Genomic DNA, 26,536 nt, shown 5'->3' on the forward strand with positions numbered 1-26,536 from the left:
TGCAGAGTCATTGAGGCCGAATGACCGGAATCGCCGGACTCTATTGCGCTGATGGTGTGGACCCTGCGAACCTCAAGGCAATGACGGACGCCATCGTGGATCGCGGCCAGGATGGCGCCGCCACTTGGCTATCGAATGCATCCGACCATGATCGCTCAACGGGACATGAGAGCCTCGTGGGATTGGGTGCCAGCCTACTGCGTGTAACGAGCGAAGCGCAGGACGAAACCCAGCCGCATTGCAGCGAAGACCGGCGGATTGCTCTCGTGTTTGATGGGTTCCTCACCAATTGGGAGGAGCTTCGCGCCGAACTGCTGGGTTTTGGCGTGGTGCTGCGCAATAGAACGGACACAGAGCTGGTGCTGCGCGCGTACCAGCGATGGGGCGAGGATTGCGCACGTCATTTAGACGGCGAATTTGCCCTCGCTCTGGCTGATTGTCGGTCCGATCCGAGCAATCCGCTTGTCTATTGCGCGCGCGATCACATGGGTCTGCGGCCCTTGTTTTATCACTTTGATGGCCAGCAATTGCTGTTTGCTTCTGACCTATCGGCACTGGTTCCGCAGATCGAACCAAAGCCGAGGCCAGATTTTGATTATTTGGCCGGCGTTATGGCGGACAAATGGCATCAGCGCGATGCAACACCTTGGCGGGGCATTAAGCGCCTACTTCCCGCCCATTCGCTGAGTTTCTCGGCAAATCGCCTGACCTTAAAAGAGCACTGGTCGCTGGACCCGGAAGTCACCATTCGGTATCCCCGTGATGAGGACTATTTTGAGCATTACCGACATCTATTGAAAGATTGTGTCCGCCGAACTTCGCGTTCTCATAGCCCTCTTGGGGTGACGGTAAGCGGCGGTCTCGATTCTAGCGCGCTTTATTGTTTGGCATATCAATTGGCAGGACGAGGCGAACTGCCCGCGCCATCAATCTCAGGGTATACTCTTACGGGAGCGCCAGGCTCCCCCGCCTATGAATTGCCGTTCGCCAGAGCCGCGGCGGAGCATGTCGGTGCTCAATTATGTGAAGTGCCTCTAACGCAGCCGCCCATCGATTGGTTCACGGAGCAGGCACGCACGCGATATGATCTACCGATCCCTACCAATGGCGCGATGAGTATTGGGTTGGAGAATGCAGCTGCGGCAGATGGTTGCAGGGCTTTGATGGGCGGCGACGGGGGTGATGAGTGGCTGCAAGGCAGCCGTCATTACTACCGAGAGTTTACCGAGGCTGGCGACGTTGCGGGGTTTGCGCGGGCCTTGCGCCAGGACGCGGCGGCTGAAGGATGGCGGCAAACATTACCTATTGCCTTGCGGCATATGATCAAGACGCTTCTGCCGGAAATCATTCGAGTTCGCGGCCGAGACTATAAGCGGCAGAAGGCGAGGGAGCGGAAGGAATATCTCGATTGGTTGACGGAGGAGGCCAGACACCGACTAGCCGAGTTTGAAGACAGCTACATCACCTCACTGCCAAGCGAGCCGGTGCGTTGGAGCAAGCTCAATCTCGTACGCGCGCCGGGCACGGACATGGCAAACACGATGATGCAGGGGCAATATGCGAGGGCTGGTTTGGAACCGCGCAATCCGATGTTGAGCAAGGCCTTTATCGAATTTTCAGCCAGCACGCCTGAACATATTCGCAAGCGAGCTGGTCACAGCAAATATATCCATCGTAGGGCACTGCGAGGAATTGTGCCGGATGTGATCCTAGACCGGACTACCAAAGCGGATTTCCCGTCGCCAGAGCTGGACCGAGAATTCGCTGACTTCGCTCGCAAAAATGCCGATCCTCTGCTCGATAATATGTGCGATGAAGCCGGGTTTCAGCGTCTTCTGCGGCCAGATGCGTCTGGCACAATCCCAGATGAGTGTTCGTGGGAGGTGTGGGGAGTTTACGCTTGCGCGGCTTTTTTGTATCATTTCCGCTGATGGTCGCAATGTTTCCTGACGCGCGGCCAAACCAGCAAGGTCGCCTTATGAAACAGCAAGCAAAAAAAGCGAAATATACGCCGCCACGCCTGACCGCATACGGTTCTGTACGAAATTTGACCGGCGGTAGCGCCACCATGATGATGGACGGTATGATCATGATGGCGATGAACTAGCATCCTGCTGTTTTCACGCCGGACGGATAAGGCCCGTGGCTCAAGAGGTGCCTTCGCCTAAATGATCGACATCCTGAACGAGCATCTTGAATATCTCAATCTCTCCGAGCGCCTGACGATATATCGCCAAGCTATCGAAGAGGTTATTCAGCCTGGAGATACCGTAGCGGATCTTGGCTGCGGGCTCGGCGTGTTAGGGCTGCTTTGCTTGGAGACAGGCGCTTCAGAGGTGTGGGGCGTTGATAGCAGCGATGCGATCCATCTCGCGCGCGCGAGCATGGCGAAGGCTGGTTTGGAAGATCGCTATCACTGCGTTCCGCAATCAACTTTCCACGCTGAATTACCAGAGAAGGTCGATCTGCTGATTTGCGACCACGTTGGCTTTTTCGGGTTCGATTATGGCATCATTGCGATGCTTGAGGATGCGCGCAGGCGGTTTCTAAAGCCGGGCGGCGCGATTGTGCCTCAGTCGATGAATTTGATGGTTGCGGGCGTTTCAAGCGAGGAATGCCGGAGTAAGGCCGGCGCATGGCAGGCAGAGCATATTCCGTCAGAATATCGCTGGCTTGATGGCTATAATCGGCACGCAAAGCATCACCACAGCCACTCTGCTGACGAGCTGATTAGTGGTGCGGTGCGACTGGGTCGCATATCCCTTTGTGAAGACAGCCCAGAGATCTTCAGGTTTAGCGCTTCGCTATCGATCATTCATTCCGGCGTGTTTGACGGAGTGGCTGGGTGGTTTGATTGTGCATTGAGTCAGGGTGTGCGGATGACCAATTCGCCGTTTGATCCTGCCAGCATTGGCCGCTCGCAAGCGTTCTTGCCAGCAGCCGAACCTTTCCGGGTTGAAGAGGGCGATGAAGTCGAATTCTCAATCAACATTCGCCATGCGGAAGAGATGCTGGCTTGGACGATACAGCCCCCCAATGACGCGCCCGTTCAGAAGCTCTCAACCTGGCACGGGACCTTGCTAAAACCCTCTGACTTGGCGGTGTCAAACGGACAATCGCCTGCCTTATCAGATCAGGGCGCGGCGCGTGCGTTTGTCTTGGCCCAGGTTGATGGGGTGCGGACGAGGCAAGAGATTGTGGATCAGGTCTTGAGGGATCGACCAAAGCTGTTTCCAAGTGATCAGGCCGCTCTTGATTTTGTGATGCAGGTGTTAGCCAAGGATTGCACGCTGTGATCGGCCTGGAGCTCGCAGAGGTGCGAGCGCAAACGGATTTATCGCCCCAGCCCTATGATCGCTGGGTTGATCCTGACGGCGAGATAAAGGCCGAATTCCGTCGGGACGACGATGGCTTCCACTTGAGGTTCCTGGATGAGGCCGACTTTCAAATCACGAGCAATAGCCAAGGGGTGATCGCTTGGCCTGCGCCCGGCAGCACTGAGCAAACGGCGCAGAACCTGTTTCACAATGCAATACTTCCGCTGCTCACCAATCATTCCGGCGGGCTGTGCCTTCACGGGAGCGCAGTTGTGATTGACGGTAGTGCTGCAGCCTTTTTGGGGCCATCGCGCAGCGGCAAGACGACACTAGCAGGAGCCTTTGCAAAATCAGACGCTCCATTTCTTACAGAAGATGTGGTTGAGCTTGAACGGAGAGAAAGCGATTATTGGGTCCAGCCAAAGGCTACAGCGCTGCGCCTGTTCAATGACAGTGCTGAGTTTCTGCTCGGCTCGCAAGACCACTGGATTGAAGCCGAGGACAAACAAGCTGTTTCAGTGCCTGAGCAATTGCCATTTGCTCAGGAGGCTAAAGGCTTGGACGCAATCTTTGTGCTCGCCAGCGCAGAGCCAGAGAAAGTAAGCATCACCAGGCTCAGCCCACTCAGCGCTCTGACGCACTTGATACCGCATTCATTCATTCTAGATGTCGAAGACAAGCCGCGCCTCAAGGCCCATTTCTCAAGGCTTGTCGATCTGTCGCGGGACGTTCCGTGCTATGCGCTGGACTATCGCCGCGACTATCGCGAGCTTGAGCATGTTATCGAAGCGGTTCGTGCAGTGAGGAGCAGGTAGGAGGTGCACAATGCAATTGAGTGATGTCATATGTGCGTCTGAAGACGTGGTCTCGCGAGAGGTGGGCGGCGAAATGGTGCTGCTCGATATGGCCAGCGGGACTTATTTTGGTCTGAATGCTGTTGGCACTCGAATTTGGAGCCTGCTCGACGAGAAACCCTATTCGATTGCCGAGCTTTGCGACGTAATTGAAGCGGAATTTGATGCGCCGCTTGCGAGTATCCAGCAAGACGTACTCGGCCTGGCAATAGAGTTAAGCGAGCAAAACCTGATCAGGGTTGAGTAGCAACCTCGCATACGGTCTGATCGCTCACCTCGAAAACCCGGTCGGCAAGGGCAAGGCTCGCTATGCGATGTGTTATGATGATGACCGTGCGACCGCTAAGCGCGCTTTCGCATTCGGCAATGAAGGCTGCTTCGCTTTCAAGGTCATACATGCTGGTTGCTTCGTCCAGTATGAGGATGGGTGGATCATTGAGCAGTGCCCGGGCCAGCGCAATGCGCTGACGCTCTCCACCTGACAATCGGATACCATTGTCGCCAATTTCCGTGTTCAGGCCATCGGGGAGCTGCGCGATGAATTCCCATGCCTGAGCCTGCCTGGCGGCACGCTCAATTGCTTGCGGTTCTGCTTCTTCGCATCCAAACTCGATGTTGTCGGCTATCGTCCCGTTGAACAACAACGCGCGCTGAGGAACATATCCGATCTGCCTGCGCCAGGCCTGTATTTGCAAATCGGCGATATTGTTCGATCCGTGCAAGATGCGTCCGGCGTCTGGCTCGTAAAAGCGCAAGAGCAATCGGATAAGGGTCGACTTTCCAGCGCCATTTGCTCCGGTCAGCGCAATCACTTGCGCAGGTTCTATCACAAAGTTGATGCCGCGAAGAATCGGCTCGCGGCTATCATATCCAAAGCTCACATTTTCGAACCGGATGGTCGAAAGTGAGGCGTTTGTGATGTCGTTTCCAAAACCGTCGATTTCAGGCTCCACCGCGAAGATTTTTTCCATCCGCGCGGCCGTTCCACGTGCGATCTGCCACTGGCCGTAGACATTGGCTAAGCCGCCGACAGGACGAGTAAGCAAGGCAGCATAGAGCAGAAAGGCGAACATTTCTGCCGGATCGCGCTCACCGACAGCTTCCCCAGAGGTAGCAAGCACGATAATTGCGATGGTGGCCAATCCAGCGGCAAGGGCGATCACAGGGCCAATTGCGGCTGTAATGCGGTCTTCCTGCAAGCTGAGGACACGCGCCGCATCAACAATCCTAGCGTAGGCTTTGCTGTGCCGGGCTTCGGTTGCAAAGGACTTGATCGCAGGCAGCATCTCTAGGTCACTGTCGGCCACCCACATCACCTTTGCCTCTGTTTCTCTGACCCGCTCGGCCAGCCCTCTGAGCCGCCGGCTAAGGAGTTTGAGTACAATGAAGAATACAGGCACGAGTATCGGAACGATGAAAGCGATTGTTGGATCGATGAGAAACAACAATATCACCGCGCCGCCAGCCATCATTAGCATGGCTGGCACATTGGCGATGGTGGAGGTTAGGAAGTCGCTGAGTAAGCGTACTTCATAAGTCATCATCGCCAGGAGATCGCCTCGCCTGCTTTGTTCGTGAAAACCTATCGGAAGGTTCTGGATGTGGCCGTAAGCATCAAGTCTCAGCCTAGCGAGTATTCGCCCTGATGTCTGAGCGGTTACCATGCTTGCAGCAATATTCATGGCAGTCATAATGACCAGCGCGAGCACCAACAGGCCTGTGATCTTGCCGAGGTCGGTAGGCGCATCATCAGCAAGCCTGCCGAGCAATTGTCCGGCCAGCCAAGGCACGGATAGCGTGGCCATGGAACTTAATAGAGTAAGCCCGCTGATAAGAGATAGCTCGCGCTTAAACTCCAGCGCGCGCCGCCATAGGAATGAGCGCTTCATGAAGGCTTTCGTCCAGCCACTAATCTGATGAAGGAACGAGCCAACCACCGCACGCGCAGGCCAGCGACTGACCAATTTTGGGCTGCCCCGAATTTTTCCTTCAGATGTGCTGCACTGGGCCAAGCCTGCGCGAGGGCGAAGCGAGCTTTAGCTGCCGGTGAATGCACATTGGCGAGATCGGTTTTGAACCGCGTGACTGGGTCTGTTTCTGCGAGATAGGCTTGAATTTCGGGGCATCCAGTTTGGGGTGCTAGTTGGGTTTTGACTTCTTCAGGAATGGGGGTGTGGAAAGCATTTCTCGCGGTTTTTAGGGCCGCATGTACAATTGGCCCTACACCGACCTTTTCGCAGAACTCTGCCAGCATGGACCAATCGCGCTGGCCGAAACTGCGGGCAAGCAAATCGTAGTCCTTCGCCCAGATCAGCCGCTCTCCACCATGCACTTTGGTTTCATTGACTGAATAGCCATGTGTTTGGTGCCACGCCTGATTGAGCGCAATTTGGACCAAGGTGAGCACAGGCGGTGCTGCCATCGCAGCTTTGCTGAGGTTGGGCAGGGGAACGGCTTCTTCGAAATATAGCTCAGCAGGCAGGATTGCTTGCAATGTGGGACCATCGACCGCTTGCCAATGGAGGTCCAGTTCATGCACGAAATGGGCGCCTGTCTTGAACAGCCATGTTTCCTGATAGACTAAACCGTGCGGCACCTCACGCATGATCCAGCCGCTTGATGAGAGCACGTCTCGCGCTGTCTTTCGGTCACTCGGTTTTACCAGTAAATCCGTGTCACCGCGCCGACGGACCGAAGCATCCTCGTAGAGAGAATAGGCAAGGGCGGTTCCTTTCATAACGACTGTTTCAACGCCTCGATCTGCCAAATGCTGGATAAGTTTCGCCACACAAAGGCGGTGCGTTTCTTCCCATAAAGCGGCAATCTGCGCTTCCTGCCCGATGTCATCCAGTATCCGGATGGGCCAGTCCGAGAGTTGGTTACGGCGTAAATTGAGCGCTCCTGCGATCCCGTGGAAGGCGATCCGGTCCCAAACCTGCGTAACGCCTTCGCCTGTCCATTGCGCAGCCTGGCCGCGCATTGCGCTGGCTAACATTGCATCGATGGTCGCGGTTTCTGTCATCTGTTTGGCGACAAGCCTCTTGGGTTCGGGCAATTACTTCCCGCTGAAGGTGCGTCATTTTTGGCAGATTATCCAGCGTATCAATCAGGCTTTTGACGCGTCCATGGGATTAGCTGCTCTGGCTAGTCCAAGGAGTTTGGTGGAAGCCGGCTGTTGTACATTGACCAGGCTAGACTGCACTGCAATGAATCGAAGTTGCAAACGCATGAGGTGTTTGCTCCAGAATTAGGAGCCTTCTTTCCATGACCACCAGCCGTAAAGGCATCATTCTAGCTGGTGGCTCGGGTACGCGTTTATACCCGCTGACGCGCGGTGTTTCTAAGCAGTTGATGCCAGTTTTCGATAAGCCAATGATCTACTATCCGCTCAGCACTCTAATGCTGGCCGGGATCCGCGACATATTGATCATCACCACGCCAGAGGATGCGGCGCAATTTCACCGAGTGCTGGGTGATGGCAGCGCTTGGGGCTTATCTCTGAGCTATGCGGAGCAGCCAAATCCTGAGGGGTTGGCGCAGGCTTTTCATATTGGTGCAGATTTTATCAATGGCGAGCCAAGCGCTCTCATTCTCGGTGATAATATTTTCTATGGCCACGGGTTACCGCAAGACCTGACCAATGCCGATGCCCGCACCTCTGGTGCAAGCGTATTTGCTTATCGCGTAAACAATCCAGCGGCATATGGCGTCGTAGAATTTGATGATCGCGGACGGGCTGTGTCCATCGCAGAAAAGCCGGCAGCTCCAAAATCCAATTATGCGGTAACGGGATTATATTTTTACGATAAGACGGTCGTGGACCGGGCTCGGGACCTAAGGCCATCGCCGCGCGGTGAGTTGGAAATCACCGATCTCAATCGCTTGTACCTAGACGATGAAGCGCTTTCGGTGGAGTTGATGGGGCGCGGCTATGCGTGGCTGGATACTGGTACGCATGCTTCATTGCTTGATGCTGCGACTTTTGTTCGCATCACAGAAGAGCGTCAGGGTTTGAAGCTGTGTTGCCCTGAGGAGATCGCTTGGCGGCAGGGTTTCATAGACGATGAAAAGCTTCAGGAAATTGCGGAACCTCTGCGCAAATCGGGCTACGGGACTTACTTGCGGCAATTGCTTGAAAATCCGGTGCAAGTGTGAAGTTGATCGAGTGCGATATTCCAGGGCCGATATTGATCGAGCCGCGCGTGTTTGGTGATGATCGTGGTTTCTTTTTGGAAAGTTGGAACGAGCAAATCTTCAAAGAACTTGGTCTGGATGCCGGGTTTGTCCAAGACAATCATAGCCGCTCTCAAGCCGGAGTATTGCGGGGCTTGCATTTTCAAAATCCCAGTCCTCAAGGCAAACTGGTGCGCGTTACCAAGGGCGCGGTGTTTGATGTGGTCGTCGATTTACGGCGTTCATCTGAGCATTTTGGGAAGTGGGTCGGCGTAGAACTTTCAGAGGCGAACAAACGGATGTTTTGGGTGCCAGAGGGCTTTGCCCATGGCTTTTTGACGCTCGCGCCGGATACTGATTTTCTTTACAAATGTACGTCTGCCTACGCACCAGAGTATGAGCATACGCTTGCTTGGGATGACCCCAAGCTGGCAATTGATTGGCCAATTGATGATCTTGAGTTGGTGTTGTCGGATAAAGACTGCCGAGGCGCCATGCTAGCCGAAGTGGAAGCCTTTGCATGAAGGTGCTTGTCACTGGCGCCAACGGGCAGGTTGGGCGTGCGTTGCAGGCCTGCGTTCCTGGTAGGGTTGATCTGATCCCCCTTGATCGTCTGCAATTGGATGTCACCGATCAACTGGGTGTACAGCGCACGATTGATGAGCATCAACCAGACTGGATCATAAACACTGCTGCGTACACCGCTGTTGATAAGGCCGAGGGTGATGCTTCTGCCGCGCAGCTGCTGAATACCGATGCCGTCTCATTTTTGGCAAAGGCAGCAGCCGGCTGCGGCGCTCGATTGGTGCAAATTTCCACCGACTTCGTTTTCAATGGTGAACGCAAATTTTCCTACAAGCCGACGGATCGACGGGACCCTTTGTCGGTTTACGGCACTACAAAAATGGCTGGTGAAGATGCTGCTGGCAAAAAGGCCCTGATCGTGCGGACAAGTTGGGTGTACGCCGCAGGGCATGCTAACTTCGTGACAACGATGCTTAGGCTGATGAAAGAGCGCGATGAACTGCACGTAGTGTCTGACCAGATAGGCGCACCGACTTATGCAGGCAGCTTAGCGAAAGTGATTTGGGAACTGGTCGAAGGCGGCAAGCAGGGCGTATTTCACTATTGCGATGCTGGCGAAGCGAGCTGGTACGATTTCGCGGTGGCCATACAGAAAGAGGCTTTGGCAATAGGTTTGCTTGATCGCTCTATCCCGATCATGCCAATTTCAAGTGAGGAATACCTGGTACCAGCCAAGCGGCCCAGGTTTTCTCGGCTGGATTGTTCGACCACCAGCGAAGTGCTGGGGCGCGGTTTCCCTGATTGGCGCGACAACCTGCGCGTGATGCTGAAGCAGGAGCAGGCTCTTGGCTAATCTACTCATCACGGGCGGTGCGGGCTTTATTGGCGGCAATTTTGTGCATTTTTGGAGTAACCACCATCCTGCTGACCAGCTTGTTGTGCTCGATGCGCTAACCTATGCGGGCAATCGTTCGACTATAGAGGGCGTTGAGCAATGTGAGCTGATCGAAGGCGATATTCGTGATCAAACCTTGGTTCAGCGGCTGCTTAGCGAGCGCGACATTGACACGATTGTACACTTCGCGGCGGAAAGCCATGTGGACAGATCCATCACTGGGCCTGATGCCTTCATCGATACCAACATTCTGGGAACGAATTGTCTCTTGAAGGCGGCTCGTAAAGTTTGGTTAGACGAGGGTGGCGGGCGCGAGCATCGCTTCCACCATATCTCGACTGACGAGGTTTTTGGCTCACTGACTGCGGATGAACCTGCGTTCAGTGAGACCACGGCATATGCGCCCAATTCGCCCTATTCCGCCTCAAAGGCAGCCTCTGACCACTTGGTCCGGGCCTACCACCACACATACGGCCTTCAGGTAACCACCAGCAATTGTTCGAACAATTATGGCCCCTACCAATATCCTGAAAAACTGATTCCGCTGTTCTTGCTAAATGCGCTGTCGGGTCGGCCCCTGCCGATTTACGGCGACGGTATGAATGTGCGTGACTGGCTTCATGTCGAGGATCATTGCCGCGGAATAGAAGCCTGCATTGAGCGCGGCAAGATTGGCGAGACCTACAATATTGGTGGCGGCGCTGAGCTCCCCAATATGGCTGTGATCGATGCGATTTGCCTGGAAGTCGACCGGGCCTTTGCGCGGAACGAGGCATTGGTGAAAAGATACCCTGATGCGCCAGCAGCACAGGGACGAGAAACGTCAGAGCTGAAAACCTTCGTCGAAGATCGCGCTGGCCATGATCGTCGATACGCTATCGATGAAACGAAAGCGCGGCGTGATCTCGGTTGCGCACCTCAACGCAGCTTCGAGCAAGGTCTGGCGCAATCGCTGCGCTGGTATTTGGATAATGAGGCGTGGTGGCGCCCTCTGCTGGCGGTTTGAATAAAGCCGTGCCGCAAGCCAAGTCCGCTGCGCTGAAGTCTGATGATTTCTGCCTGATCGTGGCGGTCGATAATGATGAGATATTAAGCGAATGCTTGCTGCGTTCTCCTGATGTCGCGAGCGGCGCTCTGACAATCACCGAGATCCGTGGCGCGAGCAATATGGCCGACGCTTACAATCAAGGCCTGGCGAGAACTATGCGGCCCATTTGCGTCTTCACCCACCAAGATGTCTATTTGCCGCAGGGTTGGCTTGAGCGGGCAGTCGCGGTTCTCAATGGACTCAGCGAGAGCGCACCTGGCTGGATGGTTGCAGGCCCTTACGGCGTTCGTCCAAACGGCGAGCATGTTGGCCGGGTTTGGGATGTGACGATGGGCAAAGAGCTGGGATCGAGCGGCTTTGCCCCGGCAGAGGTCGGTTCATTTGACGAGCTGGTTTTGATCTTGCGCCGAGAGCCGGGTTTCCAATTCGATCCAGATTTGCCGTATTTCCACCTCTACGGAACGGATCTGGCGCAGGCCGCGATTGCAGCTGGCAGAACGGCTTGGGCAGTGGAGCTGCCCGTGGTTCATAACAACCGCCCAATTGTCTCACTTGGTGGAGGCTATCGCGAAGCTTACCATTACGCCCGAAAAAAATGGCGAGCAAAGCTGCCAATTCCTACCTCAATTTGTTCGTTATCGAACAATCCACTGGCGCTTTGGCGTGCACAGTGGAGGCGGAGGAAAGTAAAGTCGCGCGGCCTTTGTTTACAAGCTGACGCGCAAGACATCGCTAGGCAAGCAGGTTATGAGGATCCATAGTTTAGATGACTTTAGGGGTGGGGCGAAATTCTTGGCTAGGAGGCTAGGTCTTTGCCATCATTAGCAGTGCTGGGCATGCATCGTTCCTACACTTCGCTCGCCGCGCGGTGGCTGGCCAGTTGTGGGATTGATATGGGCGGCTCCACATTGGGGGCCGGGATTGGTAATGAGCATGGTCATTTTGAAGATGTCGAATTTCTGACGTTTCACATCAAAATTTTGGCGGCGCATGGTCTGTCCAGTAACGGCATGGCCGATTGGGGCGCGCGTTCGTTCGATCCATCCGCTTATCGTGCGATGAAGATCGAAGGCGAACTTGCCGAGGAAGGCCGCACTCTTTTGGAGCGCAGGCAAAAGTCCAAGGCATACTTTGGCTGGAAGGAGCCTCGCACCTGCCTGTTCCTGCCGTTCTATCGCGAGGCGCTTGATCCCTTCGCGCTGATCTTGTTTCGCCCCTTTGAGGAAGTCGTGTCTTCATTGCTGGATCGGGAACGACGTGTCCATGCAGAGACCGGCCATCGCGGCTGGCTCCGGGCGTATTATTGGGCCACGCGATCGCGCAGTGAGGCGTGGTTTGAGCAATTGCGCAGCGATTATCTGGAGGCCTGGATATATTACAATCAATGCTTGCTGGATCATGTCGAAGCGAGTGACCCGGGCCGTTATATGGTGCACGATCTGGCCAGCATGGTGGCAAATGATGGTAATATTCTTGAACGGCTGAACCAATGGGGTTTTGACTGTGAGGCAAGGGGACTTGGCGCGTTGAAGGAGCCTACTAAAACACGTGAATTGAAGGGATTGAGTGGTGATGAGTTGGACCGCGCCCAGCATATAACGCAGCGCTTTTCCGAGTTAATTGGCCGATAGCGCCGTGACGGTCTGGAAACGAATACGCACGAACGCAGGCTGGTCACTGGTATCACTGGGTGCAGTCGCCGTGTTCGGGTTTGCCGCAATGTATTTCAACGCCCGCGCGCTCGGCGTAGATGGCCTTGGCACGCTGGCCGCACTGCTAGCCCTTACGATGATGCTAGAGGTTTTGGCCGGCATGCAATTGTGGCAGGCGATCTTGGCATTGTCTGAAGGGCGTGAGAGCCGAATATTGGGCGCGGCCTTGATCATAAATCTGGCAGCGGCGGCGATTGGGGTGCTGATCGGCCTCGGCGCTCTGCGGTGGCTGAATTGGCCGGGCGGCTGGTCGGCGATCATGCTGATCGGTTCCCAGCTGTTTCGAACGTCTGACCCGCTGACTGGAGTTTTGCGCAAGCACGACCGCTTCGATTATTTAGCCATCGTGCGGTCAGGATCCGCTGCGGTTACCCTGCTGGTAGCCGCGGTGTTTTGGTATGCAGCGGCTCCGATAGACGCTTACCTGATCGCCTTTGCGCTTGTTTTTGTCGGCACTAATGCCGTTCTGCTCGCAAAGGTATGGCAATTGTGTGTGCCTGAGCGGCCGCCGCGCGGTGAAACTCTTGAGGTCTTGAAGTTCTGCCTGCCGACCGGGCTATCTGGCGCGGTGGGTGCGGTGAGGCAGCGTGGCATAGTAGTGCTGTTGGGGGCAGTTGCTGGCAATTCGATGGTCGGCATTTATGCCGTGGCTGACCGGATCGCTTCACTGATGCAAATGCTCTACCGGGCGGCATTCGAAGCCGTTTTTCGGGAAATGCCAACCACGCCAAATCCGCTGAGATTGGCAGGTGTGATTGCCGCATTCGGACTATTCACTTCCGCAGCCGCCTTGGCGGCGGTCTATTGGTTGGGGGTGCCAATCATAGAGCTTGTCGCAGGGCCAGAATTCGTCCCCGCTGCAGCCACCTTGCATTGGCTAGTCTTGGCCATTTGCTTGAGCCTGATGACCCTAGGGATGAGGGCGGTCACGATTGTTAAAATCGGTCCAGCAGCGATGTTGAAATGCAATCTCTTTGCCTTGATCGCACTGCTTGCAGCGCCCTGGATGATTGTACAACATGGCGCAGTCGGGGCGGCCATGATCCAGGTTGTGTTTGAGGTTTTGTGGATCGGCGCCGTCTTGCTGGTGATGCTGCGGAATTGGCCTTCGCTTAGCAGGCCTGCGCAAAATTAGGCGGCGTGAGAGCCGGAACATACAAGTAGCACCGGCTCCCTTCGCTCACCGCAAGACTCAACCAAAGATCGATTTTCCGACAGCGCCTACTGCGCCGTAGGTTGAGCGTTTTGCGCAGTTCAAATCGCCGCGCAGCACCGGGCCCTTGCCATTGACCAGGAGATCGCCGGACGGGCTAAAATCACCATTGTCAGCGTCCACATAGAGCGAACCAAAGTTGCCGCCAATGGACGTGCCGCTGGCACCTGCTGGCGGGGACGATCCAGCGTGCACGTGATTGTCAGCAACAATTGGATCAGGATCAGCGGCTCCGCCCCACCGCAACTCTTGCGAGATATTGTTTGCAATCAAGCAGTAACCGTCTGGATTGAACGTGCTGTCGCTACGCATGGTGATTGTTTGGCTCGCCATGGAATTATGCGCGATAATCACATGGCTATGCGCTGAGCTAAATTGGCTCTGCGCGCCGCTGCTTAGAAAGTTCTCAAACGCATTATTCACAATCATCACATCGCTGAAGCCTCCTGGTGCGGTCAGGAAGATGTTCTGGGCATCGATATCCCACATTCGGTTTTCTGCGATAATGAGATTCTCAATCGCTGAATTGCCGCTCAGTTGGTAGATATCGGCGTGGATGTCGAACTTGGTGTGCAAGACCAGTGGCGCGGATTTCACATCTTGCTGACCGAAAGCAGCCTGCGGAGAGCCGCTATCGAGGCATAGGCCAAAAGCAGCAAAACGATTGTCCAGCACGGTCGCGCTCCAACCAGGCTGTGCATTGATCCAGTCGGCCAGATTTTGGACCGTGTAATTGGTGTCGGCAAGAAATGCGGCCTTGTTGGTTCCAGTCACAAACGTTCCGATGCTTGAACCATCTTCTCGGAGGGTGAAGGTTTTGGGACCAATACCGTTTGCTGCGATGGTCGCGCTTCCAGCAGGCCCGGCGTATTCAACACTCAGCGCGGCCATGCCGTTGCGATAATAGCTGCCATCGAAATCCTGCACGGTGTTGCCGACAAAGGCATATGTGCCATTGGCGAGATCCGACCAGCACTGGGTGAACTCGCATCCGCGCACCAGATGCTGACCCGTCGCGCAGTTTGCCAAATTGCTGAAACTGCATTCGGTGATCCAATGGCGGCCGCGCAATATCCAAGCCAGCGTGTTACGAGGCACCTTCAGCGGGGCATCATTGCGGCCGTTGCTATTGGTCAATACGCAGCCATCGAACCAATTGTTCCGCGCCCATCCAGGCTCGAAATAATACTCGCTTGATCCAGCAAAATCGAACTCGCAGCGACGAAAGCAAACTGGTTCAAATCTGGGCCTAAAGAAGTTGAGCGTGCCGTCCGCTCGCAGGCTCTGTGAAAAGCGCACGCCTGGAACAGTCGCTTCAATGACGAGCCATTCAGCGGTCGCGCCCCTGTTCCAATTACGGTCGGTGAGCGCGTAATCGCCAGCTTTCTCAATTCGCACTCGCAAGGCACCGGAGGCACCTTGCTGCTTCATCGCATTGATGGCTGGATTGATGTCATGATAATTCGTGGCTGAAAGCGGCAAGTCGGGATTGACGGTGAAGTCGAGTTCCCACTCGTCGTCATTCGGATGAAACGTATAGGGGCCGATCACGCGGTTCTGCATGCTGGTGTCGGTCGGGACCGCCTCAAAATACACATCGGCAGAGCCATTGCCGGTGTATTCAAGCTCACACCACCAACCCCAATAACATCTGGTGAGGCCATTAGCATCGACGAGATTTCGCACACTCGGGGCGGCAATATCTACAACATTGCCCTCATAATGGACGCGGACAAATGACAGGCCGTCTGTGTCGAACAAAGTGCCAGCATTGTTCGCCGCCGCCCGGACTCCAACCGTGAGATTGCTTGAAAAGCGTTGCTTGGGAGGGGTGATGAGACGCAGCACAGGCTTGGCGGTTGTTCGAGCCGGATCGACGGGTGTGGAGGCAAAACCGCTCCCCGCTGTTCCAGTCCAGTTTTCGCCCGGCATGATGGTCGCTTTGCTTGATGCAGAGGCTGCATTCAGCAGTCTCGACACCGAGCCAAAGCCATATCCGACGCGCCCCATTAGGCCAGCCCGATAATGTTCGCTGCTGTCGTGCCGGATGCGCTGACTTTCCGGGCGCGGACATCGATAATGCTGCCTGATGGAACGCTGGTGAAGACCACCGGAGCATCGGCGCGGACCGAGGTGATGGCCAGGTCCCCGCCTTCGCCAACGTACAAAGCCTTGGTCGCGCACATCAGATCGTCAGTGTCGCTGGGTGTGATTTCAAAGCAATATTCTGCTGGTGCCATTGGGCTGTCGGCTTGGTTGCGGAATGGATCTTGTTGCATTTCAATGTCCTCGGATTCGCTTTTGGTGAAACTATCCGCAATAGAGAACATAAAAAGAACATGTAGGAAAGTTGTTTGCGAGAACTTGGGTCTGGCAAGAACATGCGCCGTGATGCACAGTGCGAGTATTTCATAGCCTTAGTGTATCGTTCAAGGATCAAGGGAAGTCGCCGCAATATCGCAATGGGAAATTCTGCAACCCCACCAATCCACTCAATGGCCGCGCCACAAATGGCGAGAAATCACGAGGCTGAGCGATGGCGTGTTTTTGGTGCGGTGGCGCTGGTCTATACTCTACTGATCCCGTTACCTTTCAATTTTAGCGTCGGCACCTTGTTGCTTCCGCCGTATCGGCTTTTCCTGATCGGTGCGGCTTTCGTGATCCTGCGTGATATTCTTAAGGGTCACCTGCGACTTTGCCTGGCCGATTATGTGGTCGCCGCGCTTGGGGTTTGGATTGCCATATCCTCAATTGTGACGATGGGGTTGGACCAGGTCGTGCAGGCCTCTGGTTCTTTAGTTCTGGACATAGTCGTCGCCTACTTCTGGCTGCGAACGACGATTAGTTCCCTCAGGGATTTGCGCATTCTGCTGGTTTTGAGTGCACCGGGGCTGGCAATGACGGGGCTAATCATTGGTGCCGAGTCGCTTCTCCAGATGCATCTGGTTATGCCCGCTGCAAGCGCGATCACCGGACAGGTTCACGAGCTTGAGCCGTCGATACGACTTGGTCTGATGCGCGGGCAGGGGCCGTTTCCGCATCCAATTCTCGCCGGTATTTTCTTAGGCAGCTTCTTGCCGCTCTATCTGGTGGCTGGTCTGCGTGGATGGCCATTGTGGCTTGGCCTTTTCGGAGGCTTTTGCTGCGTGTTCACATTCAGCTCCGGTGCGTTTTTGGTGCTCGCTTCGGGCCTCGCTTTGGTGGCGGCCAATTTTATGATTTTGCGTACCAGCATGGTCAGTTGGCGGCTCGCGCTTTTGGGATTGCTGGTGGTGATTATCTTTCTGGAGGTCGCCAGTCAGTCTGGGGTTGTGAAACTGATTACCCGGTTTGCGGCGCTGAACAATCAAACCGCCTTCTTCCGTCTGCTGATCTGGGACGAAGGCATCAAGACGGTGGTCGAAAACCCCATTTTTGGGATCGGCTTTGGTGACTGGGCACGCCCGCGTTGGATGCCGCCATCGGTGGACAATTACTGGCTGGTCTTGGCAATGCGGCATGGGGTCATCGCTCCACTGCTTGCCTTGCTGGGGGTATTGCTTGCCGTGGTGGGCCTCGCCCGCAATTCAGTGCGATTAGCCACGGTGGATCAGAACACGATCCGCGGCACTGCGATCGCCTTGTCGGTTATGTGCCTTGGGGTGTTTTCAGTGGCCTTGTGGTTGTCCCCTCAGGTCTGGTTCTTCGCCTTGCTGGGCATCGCGGCATCGCTTGTTCAGCACACTGCGCAAAGTGCCGCTGAGACATAGCGTCAGCGGTTTAGAGTTCGCTTTGCCAAGGCAATTGCGCGCTCTCGAACCCATCTCATTGGCCACCAAATCCATCTGTCCGTTTTGGTCGCAAGCACACTCGGAGGGCGGGGCAGTCGGTGCTCTGTAATTTGAAAGCTCAAAAGCGTCGTAGGACTATCCACGCGCGGGCCCCTGATACGGTTCGAGACATTCTCGCCATGAATTGTCTGAAGCCAAGCGGGTGGCGATTGAATCTGCTGATATGGATAGCTGCGTTGTAATTTTCTATGCTGATCGCACCAAACAGTTTTTATGTCGTCCGACCCTTCTAGCAGAGACACAAAGGGGCTGTTTGGGTCGCTCGCATGGTACAATTTATGCTCCCTTAGACTGTAGCCCGTTGGAAAGTTAAGCGCCGTCCCAATCGGCATCTGATCTGCTGTTTCATGCAGCTTGGCAACGAAAAAACGGGCAATTGCATCATCATTGTCGAGCCGCGTTGTCAGCAGCTTTTCGGTGCTCACGATGAGGCGTTTTCTGATATCGTTAGCCGCTCTGCGTGATACGAAATCATCGACAAACAATGCCTCGAACGGCACAATCATACGCCAGTTTTGGATCCGTTTGCGATAGACATCATCGGTTCTGGCATCGAAATAGATGAGCCACTGGAAATCGTGCACAGTTTGTGCCGCCACACTGGGCAGGCATATTTCTTCAAACAAATCCATTCGTCTGTCGAGCCATCCACTACGGCCTCGGATCGCGGCCTCTCGGCCGTCGCTCGCGATATTGAAACGCGTGAGAAGAAAGTGCTGAAGGCTCACTGCTTCGTTCGATCGGCCAGTGCACCGCGATCAAGTCTAGCCTTCAAACCGGACCTGGGGTGATAGCCGCGCAGCCATAGGTCCGGACGCAATGCAACGTGGCGATATCCCTTGCCAGCAGCGGCAAGCCTATCGCTACACCATCCCAGAAGTACGCCGAGACTTACCCGCAATATTGCGGCCTTCCACATCATGCCAGCCGCAATGATCCGCCTATGCATAGGCCAGTGCTTCCTGAGAAATTCCATGGTCCCAGCGGCTTGATAGAGGCGGCGGAGTGGCGACTGAAAATTGCCATGTGCGATTTTGTGGTGTGCCTTTGCAGCGGCTATCTGCCACAAATCATATCCTGATTTGTGCAGTCGCAAACACAGGTCGACCTCTTCACAATATAGGAAGAAGCGTTCGTCCAAACCGCTCATCTCTTCCCAAAGATCGCGCCGGATCATGAAGAAACCACCGGACAGAACGTCTGCCCGCCGGTCGTTCGTAATGCCTGAAGAATGGGTGTCTTGCGCCCCAGAGAGGCCAATCATGCTGGATAGAAAGCCTCGCAAAGATGGCATCTGAATGGAATTGCCAAAATCTGGCTGACCATTGCCATCCAGAGTGATCCCGCCCCAGGCACCGGCATCAGGGTGGCGGGCGGCGCCATCCAGCAGCGCATCGAGCGCTCCATACTGCAGAAAAGCATCTGGATTGAGCAGCAGTAAATATTGGCCCTTCGCATGCTGGGCCAGTCGGTTGTTCGCTCGCGCAAATCCGACATTGCCTTCGCTGGCTATTGTCGTGACTTGCGGGAAGGTATCCGAGACATGTTTCTCCGTCCCAACACTGCCATTGTCGATGAGCAGAACTTCAACGCGTGCCCGCTCTTTAGCCTTTTCAATGGAGTCCAAACATTCATCAATGAAGCCCCGCGAATTGAAGGTCACAACCAGAACGGAAATGTCGATTGGTGAAGATGTCCGGGGCTGATCCATGTTCACAGTTTGCGCGAGCTGTGATCGCGGACCCAAATTGCTTGTTTCCCTCGCAGCTTGCGCCATTCCGCCAGTAGTTTCGAGGCGAATTTCATTCCCGCAAAAGTCATGGCGGCTAAGGGTGACGTTCCTCCTGCAAATGCGGATTTGAAGATGGTGCCTTTGCTTGCCTCTCGCAAATGAGGACTTGGGAAATGGCGACGGACCTGTTCGCTACCTATCCGACGTCGCGCTTCGACGCGAACCTGTTCGATCGCAGTTTGGGGCGGGGTTATGGTGCAATAAACTGGCTCACCAGCACTATCTTGCATCACCAACACTCTTTCATGGCCTGCGAACCGAGACAAAGCCCACAAATCATCTGCGATGATCGTGGGGAAGGGGCCGATGCGTTCCAAGCCTTGCTCTGAGATGGCAAAGCATCCCGCACCGCCCAACGCCGAAGACGCAAAGCGCTGCTGTTGCCAGACTTTGTAATAGGCTCGCACGGGTGAGCTGGACTTCGATGTATCGAAGCGCGCTTTGGGTACGGCAGCCAAGACCTCACTATTCTCTAGTGCGTCAGTCAGAGACCGGAGCGTTCCAAAGCTACACATCACATCTGCGTCTAAGAACACTTGAGGGTAGTACGACGCTGCCTCTCGCCCCGCATTCATGGCCGCAGTTTTGGACGTCTCAGCTATTTCCATAACCTTGGCCTGAGGAGCGAACTCGCGCGCTATTTGCGCGGTTTGATCGCTGCATCCATTGGCGACCACGATCACTTCAAAATCGGCGTCTACCGGTGCATCCTTGTACAGACAGGCGAGGCAACGCGCGATCACTGCGGCCTCATCATGAGCAGGGATGATGACCGTAAAGCACGCCGTGTCCACCGGCCTTTGGTCCCGCTTATTTGTCCTCATATTGGTAATAGCGGTATTGGTAATCATAGCTTTGCCCGGCGGTCAGCGCGCGATACTTTGTCAGGACCACGCCCAAGACATTGGCGCCGACGCCTTGCAGCCGCTTTACGGCCGCTTTGGCTTGGCCGAATTGTACTTTGTTCGCCTCAAGAATGAAGATTGTCCCATCAACATGTTTGGCGAGCAGCGGGGCATCTGCGATCCCCATAACGGGAGAGGAATCGATCAGGATGATCGAATAGTCTTGCCGCTGCTTTGATAGAAAATTGGCCAGATAATCAGACGACAGTGTCTCAACTGGATTGGGCGGAAGGGCCCCTACAGCCAGTACATCAAGGTTTTCATGAGGCCCTTTGACCACCGCTGTTCCAAATTCAGAATGCCCGAGCAAGACCTCTACGAGGCCCGCCTCGGGCGGTTCGCTGCCAAGCAATTTTGCGATCGAGGGTTTGCGTAGATCCCCGTCAATCAGCAACGTCTTGCGGCCTAGCCGAGCGAACATTTCAGCCAGGATTAGCGCGCTGGTCGATTTCCCTTCACCCGGCTGGGCACTGGTGAATTGCAGTACATTTTTATCCCGTGACATCGCGTAGTCGAGTGTCGACTGGATCGACGCATAGGCTTCTATCAATGCCCCATGCTGCTCTGTCCCTTCTTCATGGATCTTGGCCTCATCGACATAGGGCGTGTGCCCAAACAGGGGCAATCCAACTTTCGTTTCAACGTCATCGAGTGAGCGCAAGCGATCATCGAGGGTCTCGCGTATCACTGCTAGTCCTCCAGCCAGTGCGAGGCCGCTTACGAGAGCGATCAGCAAGTTGCGCATAAGATTGGGCGATATCGGCGAGGATGGCACTAAGGCGGGGTCAAGCCGCGTGATGGAGCCGCTTTGCACATTGGCGGCTGTGCTAATCGAGTTGAACCGCTCCAAGAGCTCTGCAAGCTGGCTACGAAGGGCGCCAGCCTCTCGTTCGAGCACACTGTATTGCACCTGGCGATCCTGTTCGTTGAGCGTTTCTTGCGTGACCGAGCGCAATTCGCGCTTGAGCGCACGTTCCTGCTCGCGGGCAATTACGAAATCGCTGCGAATGCTTGCTTTGATATCAGCACTGGCGTTTGCGATCTGACGCTCAACTTCGGCGATTTGAGCGTTGATTTCTACGATTGAAGGATATTGGTCGTTGTAGCGCTGCTGCAGATTGGTGCGTTCTCCGATCAGCCGTGCTCGCGTGTTTTGCAGATTTTGGACGACCACATTGTCCTGCACCTCCGGCAATTGTGCAGCCGGTATGGAGGAAACGGCTCTCCATCTTTGCTCCGCGGCTATGCGTTTTGCACGGGCCGCGCTGGTGGTCTGGTTTATGCTCGTCAGATTGGCTGCGGTCGTTGTTGTTGTCGCTTCGCCTTCTTCGCTTGCTGGCCTTTGAGTGACGATACCATTGCTTCGGGCATAGGCGTTTGCCGCCTTCTCAGCATCTTGCAGCTGAGCCCGCACATCGGTGATCTGTTCCTGCAAATATGCGCGCGCATATTCGTTGCTGTCGACATTCCGCCTAGCGTCTGATGAGACATAGGCCTCGGCATAACCATTGGCGATTTCCGCCGCCAATGCCGGGTTTTCCGACTGGTAGCTGATCGTCGCAATGCGGCTGTCATAGGGAATATCCGCAGTCAGCCCGCCCTTCAGCATCGACGCGGCCATAGCGGTTTTGTCTTCAAGCCATTGTTCGTCACTGCGGCCATTGGGGCGGCCGCTGTCTGTTTCCGCACCGATGAACTCCTGCCGTTCGGCTAGCTTGAGATTTTGGGCAACGACGAGCGCAAGGTTGTAGCTTTCGATGACGCCAACCTGAGTGGCCATGTAGCTGGAAATTTCATTGTTGTAGATTTGCGGAGCGACGTCCTGGCCTTCGACGACATAGAGTCCGCGCGGCTCCACTCTCAACGTTGTTTCGGCTTGGTAAACCGGTTGCTGCAGCATTGTGAGGATGAGCCCGGCAACAAGAGCAAGCAGGACAGTGCCGCCAATCGACCAGCGTTGCCTGAAAAGCAGTCCGCGCAAAGCCGTCACATCGAACAGCTGGCGCCGCTCCTGTGTGCTCGGTTGAGACGATGGAAGATAGCGATCGTACCAAGCGGGAGGCGGCTGAGGCGTGGACTGTTGGACTGCAGATGTCTCGTTCATGATCGGCTCAATTGTCCAGGCTTGCGAACACGCCAAAGGCTGGTAGCGCGCGGAGTGTGTCTTGCCAGAACTGCGACAATGTCGAGGTGCCCACCACAACCCTGTCGCCTGGCTCTAACACCGGGTCCAGCATCGTGCCGCGGCTGACCTCGCCATAGTCAAAGCGCGCCGCATAAATGCCATCGGGGCGGGTGCGGAAGACCGCCACTTGCTTAAGCTCAGCAACGCGGGTCACCCCTTTTGCCATCGCGATCGCGGATGATAGCCGCGCACCAGGCTGAAACGGGTACACGCCTGCTTCTTGCACGGCTCCTTCGACCGTCACCAAATGGGATGCATAATCGGAGATATTGACGCTGACGCGCGGGTTTTTGAGGCCCAGAGTGTCCAGCCTTTGGGTGAGTTCGCTCTCGATCTCACCAGTTGTCTTGCCGCCAACTTCGTGACGTCCCAACATTGGCAGAGAAACGATCCCATCGACCCCTACGCGTACATCACTGAGCGAAAGGTCAGGCTCACGAAAGACACTGACGGAAATGATGTCCGAAGCGCGCAGCCGATATGTGCCTGGCTTTTGGAAGGTATAGTCTGCCTGTCCCAGCGCTTCATTTGGCGCGGTGACGCTTGCGCCAATGTTGGCTGGAGGTAGAGAGGCGCAGGCCCCCAGGATGGCCGCGGCGCCCAAGATTACAGAACTGCGAAGTGCTTGATCAATAATCTGAATTCTCACAATAATGATCCCCAAGGCTCTTCGGTAGAACCTTAAGTATTGGAGACTAGTGCGGCAAATCCTTAGGCGCAACAAGTTACGCAGATTCCTATGAAGTGTCCTGGTGCTACGCGGTGAGTAGAGCCTATTCGTCGATTGCTGGAAGATCGAGTATTGAATGCGATCTGGCTCCTGGACCGGTTGGCGGACGTAAATTATGGCTTGGGGGCGAATTTGATTTCACTCGGCTAAGAAAGGGCAGCGGCAGTGCTTCTGGATGTATCGCTCCTCAATTGGCTTGGCGCAGGCCTCTATCTGTTTGTGGTCATAATGTGCGGCGCGGCATGGAGGGTTTCTGTGCAGCGGGGCATGAGCGTCTCTCTGGCGCGCGCGTGGCGGCTGATGGCCGTGTTCTTTGGTCTGCTCATTGCGTCACGGCTGCTGGGTTTTGAGGACATGTTGCGCGATGTGATGCGCGATCTGCTGCGATCTCAAGGCGCTTATGACGGGCGCAGTTTTTGGCAGCTTCCCTCGGTGATTGCTCTATTGGTAGTCGCGGCAATCGCCGTTGGCTTGATGGTCCGACAAGGATTTCGTGCCAAATCTGGTGCGGTCAGCGTGAGTGCATACAAGATGCTGCTCACAGCACAGCTATCCGCTTTTGCAATGCTGCTCCTAATCGGTCTGCGCATAATATCGCTGCATTCAGTGGACACTTTGCTTTACGGTGGACCGATAAAACTGAACTGGATTATGGATATTGGCGCCTCACTGCTCGTCGCTGGATGCGCGGCGCGATACTCGATGACCGTAGCGGGGAAGCAGAGCAGCTAGTGCTAAATCTGGCCTCGCTCAATGAACCCTGCGACCGCACTTAGAAGCTCCGAGGAGGCCTGAGGTTCGACATGTGGCAAGGTGGAGTTTGTCAGGCCCTTTCGGATCGTAACACCTAGCTCATTTGTGCTCCAAGCAACAAGGATCCCGGGCTGGCTACGCAATTGCTTGGCTGTTGCCAGCTGATGATCATTGCGATGCTCGTCCAAGTCCGCTTGTCGGGGGATCAAGACGATTGGCTTTCGAAGCCTTTGGGCGGTTAGAACCGTGCCAATGCCCGCGTGTGAGACGATCAACTTGGAATCGGCTGCCAGTTCTTCAAACTGGCCTGCGTCGAGATTGTTGTGCAATTCCATATTAATCGGGCGATACCGGCTTCGTCCCGTCTGAGCGATCACGGGCATATCAAGCGTTGGCGCAATTTCGTCCATCGCGCGTATCAGCCGATCAAACCCCAGCTGCATGCCCACGGTTACTAAGATCACAGAACCGACCCACGAAAAAGCGGTTTGGTGTCGCTCGCCAAATGGTCCCATTGCGTCAGGCATTCATGGGCCACGTGCTTGGACAGCTTGCCGCACATTGAGAGCTGCTCAGCATTGGCCACACTATCAACCCATAGTGTTTTGGCGCCAATCAATCGTCCGGCAAGAATGCAGAAAAATCCTGGTGCGGCGCCAGTTGAGATCACAGAGGAAGGCCTGGCTTTCAGGACGAGGCGTATCGCCGCAATCAGGCAAAGGAGTGCGCGAGATCGGCGTATGCTGATTGCAATCCGGCAGTTCTGCTACGCGCTCAATACCATGCGCGGTCGCCATATCCCTTTGGGTTGTCGCATAGCAGACATCGTGCGGATCGAGTGATGATCGCAGCATCATCAACTGCTCCCAATGTCCGCCGCCTGATGCGACTGCCAGGACCTTTTTCATATCGTAACCGGCCCTCACTTGGAAAAATCGCAGACCAAACAATTGCGTGACTTCTGCTCACAAAGTCAATCAATCTCCCTTCGATATCTTGCCACCAGAACAAGGGCAGGCCAATGTCGCTGACAAGAGGGAGAAAAATTGCATGACGCAATCCAGTGGGCCGCTAACCGGCCTCAAAGTGGTCGAATTCACAGGCATAGGCCCCGGTCCGCACGTTGCGATGCTGCTGGCCGATATGGGCGCTGAGGTCGTTCGGATTGAGCGGCATGGCACACAAATCAGCAATCCGGTGGTCGAGAGGGCGCGCAACCGAGTTGCCGTGGATGTGAAGAGCGATGAGGGCCGCGCATTTTGCCTCGACACCTTGGCCAATGCAGACGTGTTGATCGAAGGGTTCCGCCCTGGTGTGATGGAGCGTTTAGGTCTGGGGCCAGACGACGTGCTGAGCGCAAACGAGCGTTTGGTCTATGCTCGGATGACGGGATGGGGCCAGGACGGCCCGCTCGCAAAGGCGGCTGGCCATGATATCAATTACATTGCAATCACCGGCGCGCTCGCTGCGGTTGGTAGAGAGGGAGAGCCAGCGATACCGCCGCAAAACCTTGTCGGGGATTTTGGCGGCGGGTCGATGTACTGCGCATTTGGCATCCTTGCTGCTCTCTATGAACGGGAGCGGTCAGGCAAAGGGCAAGTTGTCGATGCGGCGATTGTCGATGGCGCGACCAGCCTGATGAGCTTCTTTTTCGGGGCCGGATCGCGGCCAATCCTCTCGACGGAGAAGGGCAAAGGGATGCTCGGGGGGCGGCGCATTTCTATCGCTGTTTTGAATGCGCAGACGGCTTAGAAGTCTCTGTGGGCGCGATTGAGCCGCAGTTCTACGCCGAATTTCTCGCTAAGTCAGGCGCGCCAAACGAGCTTAGCGAAGGCCAGCTGAACCCGAGCAATTGGGATGACTATGCCAAGAAATTGGCCATCATGTTCAAAACAAAGACACAGGCGGAGTGGTGCGAATTGCTGGAGGGAAGCGATGCGTGTTTTGCCCCAGTCCTTCCGGTCGAGAAAGCCCGCGAACACCCGCATTTGAAGGCCCGCGGCGCCTATGTCGAGCACGGCGGCGAGTGGCACACGGCGCCTGCTCCGCGATTTAGCCGCACGCCGGGTGTAATCCGTGACAGCGCGATGGATGGCGCAGACGTCGCCGGAAGCTGGAAAAAAGAAGGCTAAAGCCAATGGCTGGAAAGTACTTTGACGAATGGCAGGTGGGTGAACGGATCGAACACGATATCCGCCGCACAGTGACCGAGACGGACAACCTCCTGTTTTCGACCATGACACACAACCCTCAGCCGCTTCACCTTGATGTCGAGGCGGCGAAGGAAAGCGGGTTTGGGCAAATCCTGGTCAATTCGACCTTCACATTTTCGCTTCTGGTTGGGCTCTCAGTGGGTGACACAACCTTGGGCACATTGGTCGCGAACCTAGGCTTTGATAAGGTCGTGACGCCCAAGCCAGTGTTCATCGGCGACACCTTGCGCGCGGCGAGCGAAGTGAAAGAACTTCGCCCCAGCAAGTCGCGCCCAGAGGCGGGCGTCGTGACCTTCATCCATGAGTTGACGAACCAGCGCGATGAGGTTGTGTGCCGCTGTGAGCGTTCTGCCTTGCTGCAAAAGTCAGGCTGACATTCCCCTTTGGCTTG

At 55.4% G+C, this 26,536-nt stretch carries 28 protein-coding genes; 17 read left to right on the plus strand and 11 right to left on the minus strand.

The annotated features are described in order from the left end of the window. The first annotated feature begins 20 nt into the window (after positions 1-20). The 5 genes from AC0V6O_RS02085 (at position 21) to AC0V6O_RS02105 (ending at position 4,418) form a co-directional block, all read left to right on the plus strand. A complete protein-coding gene (locus tag AC0V6O_RS02085) occupies positions 21-1,931 on the plus strand; it encodes an asparagine synthetase B family protein (RefSeq protein WP_486141289.1) in 1,911 nt (636 codons plus the stop codon). Beyond that, positions 1,901-2,107: a lasso RiPP family leader peptide-containing protein gene (locus tag AC0V6O_RS02090; RefSeq protein ID WP_472640543.1), complete on the plus strand. Its 207-nt coding sequence runs from the start codon at positions 1,901-1,903 to the stop codon at positions 2,105-2,107. Before AC0V6O_RS02085 ends, AC0V6O_RS02090 begins: the two co-directional genes overlap by 31 nt. Positions 2,108-2,168: 61 nt before the next feature. Continuing rightward, positions 2,169-3,296, plus strand: a complete 1,128-nt coding sequence (locus tag AC0V6O_RS02095; protein WP_486141290.1) for a 50S ribosomal protein L11 methyltransferase — start codon at positions 2,169-2,171, stop codon at positions 3,294-3,296. Beyond that, positions 3,293-4,132, plus strand: a complete 840-nt coding sequence (locus AC0V6O_RS02100) for a hypothetical protein (RefSeq protein ID WP_486141291.1) — start codon at positions 3,293-3,295, stop codon at positions 4,130-4,132. Before AC0V6O_RS02095 ends, AC0V6O_RS02100 begins: the two co-directional genes overlap by 4 nt. A 10-nt stretch (positions 4,133-4,142) precedes the next feature. Beyond that, positions 4,143-4,418: a PqqD family protein gene (locus tag AC0V6O_RS02105; RefSeq protein ID WP_486141292.1), complete on the plus strand. Its 276-nt coding sequence runs from the start codon at positions 4,143-4,145 to the stop codon at positions 4,416-4,418. On the opposite strand, the gene AC0V6O_RS02110 is transcribed toward AC0V6O_RS02105, so the two are convergent. Then, entirely contained in the window at positions 4,405-6,060 is a 1,656-nt protein-coding gene (locus AC0V6O_RS02110; RefSeq protein WP_486141293.1) for an ABC transporter ATP-binding protein, read from the minus strand. The two genes, AC0V6O_RS02105 and AC0V6O_RS02110, sit on opposite strands and share 14 nt — an antisense overlap. Beyond that, the gene (locus AC0V6O_RS02115) at positions 6,057-7,193 is read right to left on the minus strand and encodes a nucleotidyltransferase family protein (RefSeq protein WP_486141294.1); all 1,137 of its coding nucleotides are present in this window, start codon (positions 7,191-7,193) and stop codon (positions 6,057-6,059) included. The genes AC0V6O_RS02110 and AC0V6O_RS02115 overlap by 4 nt, the downstream gene beginning before the upstream one ends. A 242-nt stretch (positions 7,194-7,435) precedes the next feature. Between AC0V6O_RS02115 and rfbA the strand changes: the two genes are divergently transcribed. Genes rfbA through AC0V6O_RS02150 form a run of 7 tightly spaced genes read left to right on the plus strand, consistent with a single transcriptional unit; the run spans position 7,436 to position 13,659 of the window. Next, positions 7,436-8,326 carry a glucose-1-phosphate thymidylyltransferase RfbA gene (gene rfbA / locus AC0V6O_RS02120; protein WP_486141295.1) on the plus strand — a complete coding sequence of 297 codons (891 nt, stop codon included), beginning with the start codon at positions 7,436-7,438 and terminating at the stop codon, positions 8,324-8,326. Beyond that, on the plus strand, positions 8,323-8,868 hold the full coding sequence (rfbC, locus tag AC0V6O_RS02125) for a dTDP-4-dehydrorhamnose 3,5-epimerase (protein ID WP_486141296.1): 546 nt from the start codon (positions 8,323-8,325) through the stop codon (positions 8,866-8,868). The genes rfbA and rfbC overlap by 4 nt, the downstream gene beginning before the upstream one ends. Beyond that, on the plus strand, positions 8,865-9,722 hold the full coding sequence (rfbD, locus tag AC0V6O_RS02130) for a dTDP-4-dehydrorhamnose reductase (protein WP_486141297.1): 858 nt from the start codon (positions 8,865-8,867) through the stop codon (positions 9,720-9,722). The genes rfbC and rfbD overlap by 4 nt, the downstream gene beginning before the upstream one ends. Further along, positions 9,715-10,770, plus strand: coding sequence for a dTDP-glucose 4,6-dehydratase (rfbB, locus tag AC0V6O_RS02135; protein ID WP_486141298.1), 1,056 nt, complete (start codon positions 9,715-9,717; stop codon positions 10,768-10,770). The genes rfbD and rfbB overlap by 8 nt, the downstream gene beginning before the upstream one ends. Continuing rightward, on the plus strand, positions 10,743-11,573 hold the full coding sequence (locus AC0V6O_RS02140; protein ID WP_486141299.1) for a hypothetical protein: 831 nt from the start codon (positions 10,743-10,745) through the stop codon (positions 11,571-11,573). The genes rfbB and AC0V6O_RS02140 overlap by 28 nt, the downstream gene beginning before the upstream one ends. 51 nt (positions 11,574-11,624) lie before the next feature. Then, positions 11,625-12,443, plus strand: a complete 819-nt coding sequence (locus AC0V6O_RS02145) for a hypothetical protein (RefSeq protein ID WP_486141300.1) — start codon at positions 11,625-11,627, stop codon at positions 12,441-12,443. Beyond that, positions 12,433-13,659, plus strand: coding sequence for a lipopolysaccharide biosynthesis protein (locus AC0V6O_RS02150; protein WP_486141301.1), 1,227 nt, complete (start codon positions 12,433-12,435; stop codon positions 13,657-13,659). The genes AC0V6O_RS02145 and AC0V6O_RS02150 overlap by 11 nt, the downstream gene beginning before the upstream one ends. A gap of 57 nt (positions 13,660-13,716) precedes the next feature. On the opposite strand, the gene AC0V6O_RS02155 is transcribed toward AC0V6O_RS02150, so the two are convergent. After that, positions 13,717-15,747, minus strand: a complete 2,031-nt coding sequence (locus AC0V6O_RS02155) for a hypothetical protein (RefSeq protein ID WP_486141302.1) — start codon at positions 15,745-15,747, stop codon at positions 13,717-13,719. After that, positions 15,747-16,016 (minus strand): spike base protein, RCAP_Rcc01079 family, encoded by a 270-nt coding sequence (locus AC0V6O_RS02160; RefSeq protein WP_472640555.1) that lies wholly within the window; start codon positions 16,014-16,016, stop codon positions 15,747-15,749. The genes AC0V6O_RS02155 and AC0V6O_RS02160 overlap by 1 nt, the downstream gene beginning before the upstream one ends. Positions 16,017-16,232: 216 nt before the next feature. On the opposite strand from AC0V6O_RS02160, the gene AC0V6O_RS02165 reads away from it, so the two are divergent. After that, positions 16,233-17,486 carry an O-antigen ligase family protein gene (locus AC0V6O_RS02165; protein WP_486141303.1) on the plus strand — a complete coding sequence of 418 codons (1,254 nt, stop codon included), beginning with the start codon at positions 16,233-16,235 and terminating at the stop codon, positions 17,484-17,486. Positions 17,487-17,488: 2 nt separating this feature from the next. Here AC0V6O_RS02165 and AC0V6O_RS02170 read toward each other — a convergent pair whose 3' ends face one another. From AC0V6O_RS02170 to AC0V6O_RS02190, 5 genes are read right to left on the minus strand one after another with little or no spacing between them, the layout of a single operon-like run. Further along, entirely contained in the window at positions 17,489-18,295 is an 807-nt protein-coding gene (locus tag AC0V6O_RS02170; RefSeq protein ID WP_486141304.1) for a glycosyltransferase, read from the minus strand. Continuing rightward, positions 18,292-19,278, minus strand: coding sequence for a glycosyltransferase family 2 protein (locus tag AC0V6O_RS02175; protein WP_486141305.1), 987 nt, complete (start codon positions 19,276-19,278; stop codon positions 18,292-18,294). The genes AC0V6O_RS02170 and AC0V6O_RS02175 overlap by 4 nt, the downstream gene beginning before the upstream one ends. A gap of 2 nt (positions 19,279-19,280) precedes the next feature. Beyond that, positions 19,281-20,183 (minus strand): glycosyltransferase family 2 protein, encoded by a 903-nt coding sequence (locus tag AC0V6O_RS02180; protein ID WP_486141306.1) that lies wholly within the window; start codon positions 20,181-20,183, stop codon positions 19,281-19,283. Next, on the minus strand, positions 20,170-22,368 hold the full coding sequence (locus AC0V6O_RS02185; protein ID WP_486141307.1) for a GumC family protein: 2,199 nt from the start codon (positions 22,366-22,368) through the stop codon (positions 20,170-20,172). Before AC0V6O_RS02185 ends, AC0V6O_RS02180 begins: the two co-directional genes overlap by 14 nt. 7 nt (positions 22,369-22,375) lie before the next feature. Beyond that, positions 22,376-23,098 carry a polysaccharide biosynthesis/export family protein gene (locus AC0V6O_RS02190; protein WP_486141308.1) on the minus strand — a complete coding sequence of 241 codons (723 nt, stop codon included), beginning with the start codon at positions 23,096-23,098 and terminating at the stop codon, positions 22,376-22,378. Between the two features lie 348 nt (positions 23,099-23,446). On the opposite strand from AC0V6O_RS02190, the gene AC0V6O_RS02195 reads away from it, so the two are divergent. Beyond that, complete coding sequence (locus AC0V6O_RS02195) at positions 23,447-23,911, plus strand: hypothetical protein (protein WP_486141309.1); 465 nt, start codon at positions 23,447-23,449, stop codon at positions 23,909-23,911. 2 nt (positions 23,912-23,913) lie between these two features. On the opposite strand, the gene AC0V6O_RS02200 is transcribed toward AC0V6O_RS02195, so the two are convergent. Both AC0V6O_RS02200 and AC0V6O_RS02205 read right to left on the minus strand, forming a co-directional pair. Next, the gene (locus AC0V6O_RS02200) at positions 23,914-24,396 is read right to left on the minus strand and encodes a glycosyltransferase (RefSeq protein ID WP_486141310.1); all 483 of its coding nucleotides are present in this window, start codon (positions 24,394-24,396) and stop codon (positions 23,914-23,916) included. A 126-nt stretch (positions 24,397-24,522) separates the two neighbouring features. Continuing rightward, positions 24,523-24,840, minus strand: coding sequence for a hypothetical protein (locus AC0V6O_RS02205; protein WP_486141311.1), 318 nt, complete (start codon positions 24,838-24,840; stop codon positions 24,523-24,525). Positions 24,841-24,982: 142 nt separating this feature from the next. Between AC0V6O_RS02205 and AC0V6O_RS02210 the strand changes: the two genes are divergently transcribed. Genes AC0V6O_RS02210 through AC0V6O_RS02220 form a run of 3 tightly spaced genes read left to right on the plus strand, consistent with a single transcriptional unit; the run spans position 24,983 to position 26,519 of the window. Then, positions 24,983-25,684 (plus strand): CaiB/BaiF CoA transferase family protein, encoded by a 702-nt coding sequence (locus AC0V6O_RS02210; RefSeq protein WP_486141312.1) that lies wholly within the window; start codon positions 24,983-24,985, stop codon positions 25,682-25,684. Beyond that, the gene (locus tag AC0V6O_RS02215) at positions 25,594-26,064 is read left to right on the plus strand and encodes a CoA transferase (RefSeq protein WP_486145466.1); all 471 of its coding nucleotides are present in this window, start codon (positions 25,594-25,596) and stop codon (positions 26,062-26,064) included. The genes AC0V6O_RS02210 and AC0V6O_RS02215 overlap by 91 nt, the downstream gene beginning before the upstream one ends. Positions 26,065-26,069: 5 nt before the next feature. Continuing rightward, positions 26,070-26,519: a MaoC family dehydratase gene (locus tag AC0V6O_RS02220; protein ID WP_486141313.1), complete on the plus strand. Its 450-nt coding sequence runs from the start codon at positions 26,070-26,072 to the stop codon at positions 26,517-26,519. Positions 26,520-26,536: the final 17 nt, after the last annotated feature.

Source organism: Erythrobacter sp. JB2-19 (genome assembly GCF_057365005.1).

Bases quoted from the DNA above. Each gene is read 5' to 3' on its own strand.
- AC0V6O_RS02205 (WP_486141311.1), bottom strand. From the start codon at position 24,840: ATGAAAAAGGTCCTGGCAGTCGCATCAGGCGGCGGACATTGGGAGCAG.
- AC0V6O_RS02180 (WP_486141306.1), bottom strand. From the start codon at position 20,183: ATGAGGACAAATAAGCGGGACCAAAGGCCGGTGGACACGGCGTGCTTT.
- AC0V6O_RS02210 (WP_486141312.1), top strand. From the start codon at position 24,983: ATGACGCAATCCAGTGGGCCGCTAACCGGCCTCAAAGTGGTCGAATTC.
- AC0V6O_RS02220 (WP_486141313.1), top strand. From the start codon at position 26,070: ATGGCTGGAAAGTACTTTGACGAATGGCAGGTGGGTGAACGGATCGAA.
- AC0V6O_RS02195 (WP_486141309.1), top strand. From the start codon at position 23,447: ATGAGCGTCTCTCTGGCGCGCGCGTGGCGGCTGATGGCCGTGTTCTTT.
- AC0V6O_RS02175 (WP_486141305.1), bottom strand. From the start codon at position 19,278: ATGGATCAGCCCCGGACATCTTCACCAATCGACATTTCCGTTCTGGTT.
- AC0V6O_RS02085 (WP_486141289.1), top strand. From the start codon at position 21: ATGACCGGAATCGCCGGACTCTATTGCGCTGATGGTGTGGACCCTGCG.
- AC0V6O_RS02185 (WP_486141307.1), bottom strand. From the start codon at position 22,368: ATGAACGAGACATCTGCAGTCCAACAGTCCACGCCTCAGCCGCCTCCC.
- AC0V6O_RS02115 (WP_486141294.1), bottom strand. From the start codon at position 7,193: ATGACAGAAACCGCGACCATCGATGCAATGTTAGCCAGCGCAATGCGC.
- AC0V6O_RS02105 (WP_486141292.1), top strand. From the start codon at position 4,143: ATGCAATTGAGTGATGTCATATGTGCGTCTGAAGACGTGGTCTCGCGA.
- AC0V6O_RS02160 (WP_472640555.1), bottom strand. From the start codon at position 16,016: ATGCAACAAGATCCATTCCGCAACCAAGCCGACAGCCCAATGGCACCA.
- AC0V6O_RS02095 (WP_486141290.1), top strand. From the start codon at position 2,169: ATGATCGACATCCTGAACGAGCATCTTGAATATCTCAATCTCTCCGAG.
- AC0V6O_RS02110 (WP_486141293.1), bottom strand. From the start codon at position 6,060: ATGAAGCGCTCATTCCTATGGCGGCGCGCGCTGGAGTTTAAGCGCGAG.
- rfbD (WP_486141297.1), top strand. From the start codon at position 8,865: ATGAAGGTGCTTGTCACTGGCGCCAACGGGCAGGTTGGGCGTGCGTTG.
- rfbA (WP_486141295.1), top strand. From the start codon at position 7,436: ATGACCACCAGCCGTAAAGGCATCATTCTAGCTGGTGGCTCGGGTACG.
- AC0V6O_RS02155 (WP_486141302.1), bottom strand. From the start codon at position 15,747: ATGGGGCGCGTCGGATATGGCTTTGGCTCGGTGTCGAGACTGCTGAAT.
- AC0V6O_RS02165 (WP_486141303.1), top strand. From the start codon at position 16,233: ATGGCCGCGCCACAAATGGCGAGAAATCACGAGGCTGAGCGATGGCGT.